10 protein-coding genes are annotated in these 8,157 nt (G+C 55.2%); 4 read left to right on the forward strand and 6 right to left on the reverse strand.

Annotation, left to right across the window (positions count from 1 at the left end; all coding sequences use genetic code 11):
• The first annotated feature begins 6 nt into the window (after positions 1–6).
• Positions 7–459 (forward strand): SWIB/MDM2 domain-containing protein, encoded by a 453-nt coding sequence (locus VN114_RS08075; RefSeq protein WP_325513767.1) that lies wholly within the window; start codon positions 7–9, stop codon positions 457–459.
• Between the two features lie 88 nt (positions 460–547).
• On the opposite strand, the gene VN114_RS08080 is transcribed toward VN114_RS08075, so the two are convergent.
• Both VN114_RS08080 and VN114_RS08085 read right to left on the reverse strand, forming a co-directional pair.
• On the reverse strand, positions 548–1,204 hold the full coding sequence (locus tag VN114_RS08080) for a lytic transglycosylase domain-containing protein (RefSeq protein WP_414694208.1): 657 nt from the start codon (positions 1,202–1,204) through the stop codon (positions 548–550).
• Positions 1,205–1,235: 31 nt separating this feature from the next.
• Positions 1,236–2,969, reverse strand: coding sequence for a proline--tRNA ligase (locus VN114_RS08085; RefSeq protein ID WP_325513752.1), 1,734 nt, complete (start codon positions 2,967–2,969; stop codon positions 1,236–1,238).
• 195 nt (positions 2,970–3,164) lie between these two features.
• Between VN114_RS08085 and VN114_RS08090 the strand changes: the two genes are divergently transcribed.
• Together VN114_RS08090 and VN114_RS08095 are read left to right on the forward strand one after the other, a co-directional pair.
• Positions 3,165–3,731, forward strand: a complete 567-nt coding sequence (locus VN114_RS08090) for an RNA pyrophosphohydrolase (RefSeq protein WP_325513753.1) — start codon at positions 3,165–3,167, stop codon at positions 3,729–3,731.
• Positions 3,724–4,269: a CNP1-like family protein gene (locus VN114_RS08095; RefSeq protein WP_325513755.1), complete on the forward strand. Its 546-nt coding sequence runs from the start codon at positions 3,724–3,726 to the stop codon at positions 4,267–4,269. Before VN114_RS08090 ends, VN114_RS08095 begins: the two co-directional genes overlap by 8 nt.
• Before the next feature lie 37 nt (positions 4,270–4,306).
• On the opposite strand, the gene proB is transcribed toward VN114_RS08095, so the two are convergent.
• The 4 genes from proB to rplU all read right to left on the reverse strand — a co-directional run bounded on the left by proB (position 4,307) and on the right by rplU (position 7,359).
• Positions 4,307–5,425 (reverse strand): glutamate 5-kinase, encoded by a 1,119-nt coding sequence (gene proB, locus VN114_RS08100; RefSeq protein ID WP_325513757.1) that lies wholly within the window; start codon positions 5,423–5,425, stop codon positions 4,307–4,309.
• Between the two features lie 116 nt (positions 5,426–5,541).
• Positions 5,542–6,651: an Obg family GTPase CgtA gene (gene cgtA / locus VN114_RS08105; RefSeq protein WP_325513759.1), complete on the reverse strand. Its 1,110-nt coding sequence runs from the start codon at positions 6,649–6,651 to the stop codon at positions 5,542–5,544.
• Positions 6,652–6,751: 100 nt separating this feature from the next.
• On the reverse strand, positions 6,752–7,009 hold the full coding sequence (gene rpmA, locus VN114_RS08110) for a 50S ribosomal protein L27 (protein WP_325513761.1): 258 nt from the start codon (positions 7,007–7,009) through the stop codon (positions 6,752–6,754).
• Between the two features lie 38 nt (positions 7,010–7,047).
• The gene (gene rplU / locus VN114_RS08115) at positions 7,048–7,359 is read right to left on the reverse strand and encodes a 50S ribosomal protein L21 (protein ID WP_325513763.1); all 312 of its coding nucleotides are present in this window, start codon (positions 7,357–7,359) and stop codon (positions 7,048–7,050) included.
• Between the two features lie 232 nt (positions 7,360–7,591).
• Here rplU and VN114_RS08120 point away from each other — a divergent pair.
• Positions 7,592–8,157 (forward strand): polyprenyl synthetase family protein (locus VN114_RS08120; RefSeq protein WP_325513765.1); only part of this gene is annotated, 566 nt, incomplete at its 3' end.

Consider the following 8,157-nt stretch of genomic DNA (forward strand, 5'->3'; position numbering starts at 1 on the left):
TTTGAAATGGCAACAGCCAAAAAACCAGCGGCTAAAAAACCGGCCGCCAAGAAAGCCGCAGCAAAAAAACCAGTAGCGAAGAAAGCAGCTCCTGCAAAAAAAGCAGTCGCTAAAAAAGCAGCACCAGCGAAAAAAGCCGCAGCAAAAAAACCGGTAGCAAAGAAAGCCGTAGCGAAAAAAGCTGCAGCGAAAAAACCGGCAGCACCTCGCAAGCCTAACGCCGCATTCATGAAACCAGTCACGCCGTCCGCAGTTTTGGCCGCTGTCATCGGTGCGACGCCAAGCCCACGTACGGAAGTCACCAAGAAGGTCTGGGACTACATCAAGAAGTTCAAGCTGCAAAACGCAACCAACAAACGCATGATCGATGCGGATGAAAAGTTGAAAGCAGTCTTTGGCGGCAAGAAGCAAGTGTCCATGTTTGAAATGACCAAACTCATTTCGAACCACTTGAAATAATCTTCTACCTCGTGCCAAACAAAAACGCCCGCATCGCGCGGGCGTTTTTGTTTCTGCCGTATTTCTCGTTCGTCGAATGTCGAGCGCGTCAATCCACGTGTCGCGCCGGCGGCTTGTGTTCCCATCGACGCCATGCCGCCAGCACTGCGTTCGGATATTCAGGCCGCCCCCGACTGCCGTTGTAGCGACCGAGCGCCATAAACAGATCGCCCTTCTCCATATCCAGATACATGCGCAGGATCGAGCAACCGAAACGCAAATTGGTCTGCATGTCGAACAACTTGCTGCGATCGCCGTCTCCAATCACGCGCGTCCAGAATGGCATCACCTGCATATAACCATGTGCACCGACAGGTGACACCGCATATTTGCGAAACGCCGACTCTACCTGAATCAGACCCAATACCAGCGCCGGATCAAGTCCCGCACGACGGGCTTCATACCAGGCAGTTTGCAGGAATTCGAGACGAACCTGTCTATCCGGCAAACGTTTGACAAGACGATCGGACATGTCTCCCAGCCAGCGTAAATAATCGAGGCGTTCGCTCATGTCGACGAACTGAGGTTTGGGAGGACTCGAATCGGAAATTGCACGAGACAGGGCCATACGCACGGAATCGGCCATCGCCTCTTCCTTCTGATTGCCCGCCAGTGACGGTTGCGCCGTCAACGCCAGCGACAACGCAAAACCGATCGGCCAGCGACACGAATTTCCACGTGCCATAGTCAGCAAGATCATGCGCATCACCGGAATATCCCGCATTCCAGACAGTTCGTCAGGCCGACAGTTTTGCCTGAACGAAGGCCACGGCTTCTTCCAGCGCAATCGCGGTGGCAGCCGTGTCACGACGTCCCTGATATTCCAGCTTGCCTTCCTTCAAACTGCGCTCACCGATCACGATGCGATGCGGCACGCCGATCAACTCCCAATCTGCAAACATGGCACCCGGACGTTCACCACGGTCATCCAGAATCACGTCGATGCCGGCCGATTGCAATGCGGCGTACAGTTTGTCGGATTCGGCCTTGACGCTTTCGCTGCGGTCATAACCCATCGGGCACAACACAACTTCGAATGGCGCCAGCGATGCCGGCCAGATGATGCCCTTGTCGTCGAAATTTTGCTCGATCGCCGCACCCAGAATACGTGTGATGCCGATGCCATAGCAGCCCATCTGGATCAGTTGCGGCTTGCCGTTTTCATCGAGGTAAGTCGCCTTCATGTCTTCCGAATAGCGCGTACCGAGTTGAAATACATGGCCGACTTCGATGCCGCGCTGAATCGCCAGCACACCCTTGCCGTCCGGTGACGCATCGCCTTCGACGACATTGCGCAAATCGTAAACGGCTGCTTCAGGCAGATCGCGTCCCCAGTTCGTGCCGGTGAAGTGGAAATCGGTTTCGTTCGCGCCGCAGACAAAATCGCTCATCGCCGCAACAGTGCGATCGGCGATTACGTTGACCGGCTTTTTCGTATTGAGTGGCCCCAGGTAACCCGGTGTCGTGCCGAACCATTCGACGATTTCCGCTTCGCTGGCAAAACGGAAATCGGTCAGGCCAGGCACCTTCGATGCCTTCACCTCATTCAACTCATGGTCGCCGCGCAGCAGCAGCAGCCATGCCTGCTTGGTGACGACGCCTTTCTCTTCCTTCTCGACCATCAGCACGACGGATTTGACGGTTTGCGTCAGCGGCAAACCGAGCAAGGCGGCCACGTCTTCGCATTTGGTTTTGCCGGGCGTGGATGTCTTCAACAGCGCTTGCATGGCCGCGCTGCGCAATGTCGTCGGTGCCAAGGCTTCCGCCGCTTCCATGTTCGCTGCGTAATCCGATGTCGGGCAATAGACGATGGCGTCTTCGCCGGTATCGGCAATGACGTGGAATTCGTGCGAACCGGAGCCGCCGATCGCACCATTGTCTGCCGCGACTGCGCGGAACTGCAGGCCGAAACGCGTAAAGATATTCACGTACGCATCGAACATGATCTGATACGAACGCTTCAGACCTTCGACGTCACGATCGAACGAATAGGCATCCTTCATTGTGAATTCCCGACCGCGCATCAGGCCGAAACGCGGACGACGCTCGTCACGGAACTTGGTCTGGATATGATAGAAGTTGAGCGGCAACTGGCGATACGATTTGACCTCGGTACGCACGACGTCGGTCACGACCTCCTCGGAGGTCGGCTGAATCGCAAAATCGCGACCGTGACGATCCTTCACGCGCATCAGTTCCGGACCCATCTTGTCCCAGCGACCCGTTTCCTCCCACAGCTCGGCCGGCTGAACAAGCGGCATCAACAATTCGATCGCTGCGGCTCGATTCATTTCCTCACGCACGATCGCTTCCACCTTGCGAATCACGCGCAATCCCATCGGCATATAGGTATAGATGCCGGAGCCCAGACGCTTGATCATGCCGGCACGCATCATCAGTTTGTGGCTGACGATTTCTGCTTCGGAAGGCGCTTCTTTGAGAGTGGAAATGAAAAAACGGGATGCTCGCATGACAATGGATTCTTTTTAAAAGAGAGAGGGTTATAATCGACTCAATTTTAAAGGATTAGCTGGCTGATGCACCCACTCTTCGTACAATTGATTGCTGTGCCTGTTGTTCGCGTGTCGTCCTGCGCAACAGTTGTGCACGGCTGTTTTACCGATTTTCGATAAGGGTTTGTCGCCGCAGAAAGTTTGAGGTGCAACATGCTGGATCGTGAAGGCTTTCGCCCTAACGTCGGCATCATTCTGCTCAACGCCCAGAATGAAGTCTGGTGGGGAAAACGGGTGCGCGAGCATTCGTGGCAGTTCCCGCAAGGCGGCATCAAGTTCGGCGAAACGCCCGAGCAGGCGATGTATCGCGAGCTGGAAGAAGAAGTCGGCCTCAAGGCAGAACACGTCAAGATCATCGGCAGGACGCGTGACTGGTTGCGCTACGAAGTCCCCGATCATTTCATCAAGCGCGAAATCCGCGGACATTACAAGGGCCAGAAACAGATCTGGTTTCTGCTGCGCATGGTCGGCCGCGATTGCGATGTCAATCTGCGCCTGACCGAGCATCCTGAATTCGACGCATGGCGCTGGCACGATTACTGGGTGCCGCTCGACGTCGTGATCGAATTCAAGCGCGATGTATATCAGCGCGCGTTGCAGGAACTGTCGCGCTTCCTCGCGCGTCCCGCGCAGCCGCACGGTAATACGCGCCATCTGCGACAGAATCATGCGCCACGCAAACCCGCCCCCACTCAAGAAGTGAAGTCCGAAAATGAATAAATTCTTCAAGACCGGCGTACTGCTCGGCCTCGCCCTGCTGTCGTCCCTGCATTTTTCGTTCGCGCAAATGCAATCGCAGTTCGATGACGATTTCGACGACGAAAACAAACCGTGGGAAGAGATTGCAATCCAACTACCTGCTGCACCGCAGGCCGGTGATCTGCTTCCGTTTTATGTCAGTCCGACGGCAACGCAATCGTTTGCCGTGGACAGCAAATCGATTTCCGTCGGCTCGGATGGTGTAGTGCGTTACACACTGGTCGCAATCAGCCAGGCAGGTGCGAAAAGCGTCAGCTACGAAGGCATTCGTTGTGCCACGTTCGAAAAGAAAATTTATGCAATTGGTCGCGACGACGGTACATGGTCACGGTCCCGGCGGGACAAATGGGAAGGTATTGTGCGCGGCAATGCCAATCGACAGCATGCCGCACTTGCGCAAGATTATTTCTGCAGCAATTTAAGTGTGGCCAGCGATGTGAAGGAAATCGTGCGACGACTAAAGTCGCAGGAGACACTCACCGGCGACCTGCGCAGATGAATGAGCAAGAGCCGCACCTGCTTGCGGCTACGAAGTTTTACAGCAGTACGAGATTGTCCCGATGAATCAGTTCCGGCTCTTCTACAAAGCCGAGAATGGCTTCGATTTCCGTCGACGGTTTGCGCATGATGCGGCGTGTTTCCGAACTGGCGTAATTGGTTATACCGCGCGCAACAGCCTTGCCTGACGCATCGACACAGGTAATCACATCACCGCGGCCGAAATTGCCGGAGATATCGGTCACACCGATCGGCAACAACGACTTGCCTTCCGTCGTCAGTTTTTTCACTGCACCGTCATCCAGCACAATACGGCCGGCCGTCTGCAGATGATCCGCCATCCATTGCTTGCGCGCCGTCAGTTGCGCTGTTTGCGCGGTCAACTGCGTGCCGATCGCCTCGCCTCGCGCCAGACGAATCAGTGCATTGTCTTCCCTGCCCCAGGCAATGACAGTATGCGCACCGGACAAGGCCGCACGTTTCGCCGCAAGAATCTTCGTCAACATGCCGCCACGACCGAGACTGCTGCCGGCGCCGCCCGCCATCAATTCCAGCGACACGTCACCGGCGCGGGCTTCGTGGACAAATTCGGCATTCGGATCCTTGCGTGGATCGGCAGTGAACAAGCCGCGCTGGTCCGTCAGGATGATCAACGCATCGGCTTCGATCAGGTTGGCGACCAGCGCGCCCAGGGTGTCGTTGTCACCGAACTTGATTTCGTCGGTGACGACAGTATCATTTTCATTGATGATAGGCACCACGCCCAAACGCAGCAGGGTGAACAGCGTCGAACGCGCATTCAGGTAACGCTCACGGTCGGCAAGATCGGCGTGCGTCAATAGAACCTGTGCCGTGCGCACATTATGTTGACCGAAACTGGTTTCATATATTTGCGCCAGTCCCATTTGACCGACCGCCGCACAGGCCTGCAATTCGTGAATGCCGGTCGGACGCCTGTCGAATCCGAGACGCTGCATGCCTTCCGCGATGGCACCGGAACTGACCAGCACGACTTCCTTGCCGAGCGCACGCAATTGAACAATCTGTTCTGCCCATTTGCGAATCGCAACGGCGTCGAGACCTTTGCCATCGTTCGTGACAAGAGAAGAACCAACCTTGATGATGACGCGTTTGGCTTGTTGAATCACGGAGTGCATGCGTAACCCGGCGCTGTTTTTTTATTGGAATGAGCCGGCGAATACCGGCGATGAAACAAGATAACTGCCAGAATAACCGCAATCGTCAATCTGAAACAGACACGTGTTTGTCAGTTTCAGTCGACGATCTTGAATCGCGGATCATCTGGATCGACCGAATCGATTCCGCGAACTGCTTCTTCGGTTTTCTGCGTATCTTCCGTTCGTTGTTCAGCCTGACGCTGTTGGGCAAGATATTCATAGATGTCGACGATCAGGTCGGAACAGCCCTCCCGCGTCAGCGCGGAAATTTCGAAGACCGGGCCTTTCCAGCCGAAACGCTTGATGAAGTCCTTGACGCGTTTGGCACGCTCGTCTTCCGGCACCATGTCCAGCTTGTTCAACACCAGCCAGCGCGGCTTGTCGAACAACGACTCATCGTACTTTTTCAATTCCTTGACGATGGCCTTGGCTTCCTTGACCGGATCAACGTTATCGAACGGAGCAAGATCGACGATATGCAGCAGCAGACGGGTGCGCTGCAAATGACGCAAAAACTGGTGGCCGAGTCCGGCGCCTTCCGATGCACCTTCGATCAAGCCGGGGATATCAGCAATGACGAAGCTCTTTTCGTGGCTGACACGAACCACACCCAGATTCGGATGCAGTGTCGTAAACGGGTAATCGGCAATCTTCGGCTTGGCGTTGGAAACTGCCGTGATGAACGTCGATTTCCCGGCATTCGGCATGCCAAGCAGGCCGATATCGGCGAGCACTTTCAGCTCGAGACGAAGTTCGCGACGCTGACCTTCCTTGCCCTCGGTTTTCTGACGAGGAGCGCGATTGGTCGACGACTTGAAATGGATGTTGCCCCAGCCGCCTTCACCGCCTTGCGCGATCAATACTTCCTGCCCATGCTCGGTCAGATCGGCGATGATTTCGCCATCGTTCTGATCGATGATCAAGGTACCGACGGGCATGCGCAGAAAGATGTCGTCCGCACCCTTGCCATAGCAATCTGAACCGCGACCGTTCTCGCCATCCTTGGCTTTATGCACCTTGGAATAACGGAAATCGACCAGCGTGTTGATGTTGCGATCGGCCACCGCAAAAATACTGCCGCCCTTTCCGCCGTCACCGCCGTCGGGCCCGCCGAACGGCCTGAATTTTTCACGACAAAAGGAGGCGACGCCGTTGCCGCCATCGCCGGCAATGACTTCAATTTTTGCTTCGTCGATAAACTTCATAATATGCCGCCGTAAAAACTAAAAAGGCCCTACCTGCGGCAGAGCCTTTTGATGGAAAGGCTTTCGCCTTACGCTGTATGTCTGCTGTGACTAACGCTGATTACGCAGCGACAACCGTGACGTAGTGACGCTGCAATGCGCCCTTGGTCACGAAAGCTACTTTGCCATCGACCAGTGCGAACAAGGTGTGATCCTTGCCGATACCGACGTTTTCGCCCGGGTGCATTTTGGTGCCGCGTTGACGAACGATGATGCCGCCGGCATTGATTGCCTGACCGCCATAGACCTTGACGCCGAGTCGTTTCGATTCTGAATCACGACCATTTCGCGTAGTGCCGCCGCCTTTTTTATGTGCCATTTCTGACTCCTTGCTTGTATCTGGTTAATCCGAACGGCTTAGCCGTTGATCGAAACGATCTGCAACTCGGTGTAATTTTGACGGTGGCCTTGGTGCTTCTGATAGTGCTTGCGGCGACGCATCTTGAAAATCTTGACCTTGTCGTGACGACCATGGGAGACAACCGTAGCAAGGACCGTAGCACCTGCGACCAGCGGTGCGCCAAATTTAATGGCATCACCGGCGCCCACTGCGAGCACCTGATCGAGAGTGATTTCGGATCCAATGTCTGCCGGTATCTGTTCTACTTTGAATTTTTCGCCAGCGACAACTTTATATTGTTTGCCACCGGTTTTTATGACCGCGTACATGTGAAACCTCATCAATTGATTAAAGGACTTTTTCTCTCTTCGAAGCGCCGGCAACTACCCGGACGGAATCGGGAAAACCCCAAATTATACATGGGCTTAGGTGGGAGGTCAAAGTATATGCAAGCCTTGCCGCCCTTCCCCTGTTGCGCTGCCGCATACACTGTCGGGAGCCCGTTTCGGCGGCGGCTCGTCGTATAATTCTGCGCATTAACGCTTTCTGATCAGGCTAATCTTGATTTCCGTTTCTGTCGCCCCTACTCAACATCCCCTAACCCAGGTCATCGCCGCCGATTTGAGCGCGGTAGACGCCGTTATCCGGCAAAAACTGCACTCCGAAGTGGCGCTGGTCAACCAGATTGCCGATTACATCATCAGCGCAGGCGGCAAACGGATACGGCCGGTACTGGTGCTGCTGATGGCCAATGCCTACGGTTTTCGCGGCAACGCGCATCACCAGCTGGCCGCCGTGGTGGAATTCATCCATACCGCCACGCTGTTGCACGACGACGTGGTTGATGAGTCCTCACTTCGACGCGGCCGCAAGACAGCCAACGCCCTGTTTGGCAATGCCGCCTCGGTTCTGGTCGGCGATTTCCTGTATTCGCGCGCCTTTCAAATGATGGTCGCGGTCGGCGATATCCGCATCATGCAGATTCTGGCCGATGCGACCAATGTGATTGCCGAGGGCGAGGTGCTACAGTTGTTAAATATGCATGATCCCGACATTTCGGAAGAACGCTACACCCAGGTCATACGCTCCAAAACCGCCAAACTGTTCGAAGCCGCGGCACAACTGGG

The organism is Oxalicibacterium sp., from assembly GCF_035565035.1.
Classification (GTDB): Bacteria; Pseudomonadota; Gammaproteobacteria; order Burkholderiales; family Burkholderiaceae_D; genus Oxalicibacterium.

Coding starts and splice junctions, on each gene's coding strand:
- VN114_RS08080 (WP_414694208.1), bottom strand. CDS start 1,204: ATGCGCATGATCTTGCTGACTATGGCACGTGGAAATTCGTGTCGCTGG.
- VN114_RS08085 (WP_325513752.1), bottom strand. CDS start 2,969: ATGCGAGCATCCCGTTTTTTCATTTCCACTCTCAAAGAAGCGCCTTCC.
- cgtA (WP_325513759.1), bottom strand. CDS start 6,651: ATGAAGTTTATCGACGAAGCAAAAATTGAAGTCATTGCCGGCGATGGC.
- VN114_RS08095 (WP_325513755.1), top strand. CDS start 3,724: ATGAATAAATTCTTCAAGACCGGCGTACTGCTCGGCCTCGCCCTGCTG.
- VN114_RS08090 (WP_325513753.1), top strand. CDS start 3,165: ATGCTGGATCGTGAAGGCTTTCGCCCTAACGTCGGCATCATTCTGCTC.
- proB (WP_325513757.1), bottom strand. CDS start 5,425: ATGCACTCCGTGATTCAACAAGCCAAACGCGTCATCATCAAGGTTGGT.
- rplU (WP_325513763.1), bottom strand. CDS start 7,359: ATGTACGCGGTCATAAAAACCGGTGGCAAACAATATAAAGTTGTCGCT.
- rpmA (WP_325513761.1), bottom strand. CDS start 7,009: ATGGCACATAAAAAAGGCGGCGGCACTACGCGAAATGGTCGTGATTCA.
- VN114_RS08075 (WP_325513767.1), top strand. CDS start 7: ATGGCAACAGCCAAAAAACCAGCGGCTAAAAAACCGGCCGCCAAGAAA.